Below are 962 nucleotides of genomic sequence, written 5' to 3'. Positions count from 1 at the left end.
CAAACGCAGTTTCGATGTGGCTATCGAGCTGACCAATGGCAAGCACCGTACCAAGGCCAAGTTGTCCAACGATGCCAAGGGCTTCCAGGCCCTGCAGGCATGGCTGCAGACGCATGCCCAGCCCGATAGCTGGATCGCCATGGAGGCCACCGGCACCTACCACCAGGCGCTGGCCGAGTTCCTCCACGCACGCGGCTATCGGGTGTGCGTGCTCAACCCGGCGCAGACGGCCGCGTACGCACGCAGCCAACTCAGCCGGGTCAAGACCGATCGCAGCGATGCCAAGCTGATCGCCAGTTATGCCCTGCGTCACCGCGAGCAGTTACGCCGTTGGCACCCTGATCCGCCGGCGCTCAAGCAGCTCAAAGCGCTGGTGCGCCGGCGCCAGGATCTGCAACAGATGCTGCAGATGGAGCGCAACCGGCTGGACGTCGCTCCGGCCCAGGTGAAGGACTCGATCCAGGTCCATCTGGCCGATCTGCAACACCACATCGCCCAGATCGAGCAGGCCATCGATGACCATATCGACCAGGATCCGACCTTGCGTGGGCAGCGCGAGCTGCTGGTGAGCATCCAGGGGATTGCCGACACCAGCGCGGCCTTGATGCTGGCCGAGCTTGGCGATGTGAGGCGCTTCGCCGATGCCTCGGCGGTGACCGCCTTCGCGGGACTGAATCCGTGCCTGCAGGAGTCGGGCGAGCGCAAAGGCCACGTCTGCATCTCGCGCACCGGCTCGCCCCGCTTGCGCGCAGGCCTGTTCATGCCGGCCCTGGTGGCCATGACCCACAACCCGATCATCCGGGCGCTGAAACAGCGGCTGAGCGAACGTGGCAAAACCGGCAAGCAGATCGTGTGCGCCGCCATGCGCAAGCTCCTGCACCTGGCCTACGGGGTTCTCAAATCGGGCACGGCGTTCGATCCGAAAAGGGGCCTTGCCTGCTAGGGGGTAAGACGGTATCTAC

1 protein-coding gene is annotated in these 962 nt (G+C 65.0%); it reads left to right on the top strand.

The window, feature by feature from the left end; all coding sequences use genetic code 11:
• Positions 1-943: IS110 family transposase (locus CEK69_RS20020; protein ID WP_152247562.1), on the top strand; the 943-nt coding region annotated here is incomplete at its 5' end.
• Between the last annotated feature and the right edge of the window lie 19 nt (positions 944-962).

Source organism: Xanthomonas sp. LMG 12462, assembly GCF_009192885.1.
GTDB lineage: Bacteria > Pseudomonadota > Gammaproteobacteria > Xanthomonadales > Xanthomonadaceae > Xanthomonas_A > Xanthomonas_A sontii.
The sequence above is the reverse complement of the archived record's forward strand: the minus strand, read 5'-3'. Positions and strand labels throughout refer to the sequence as shown.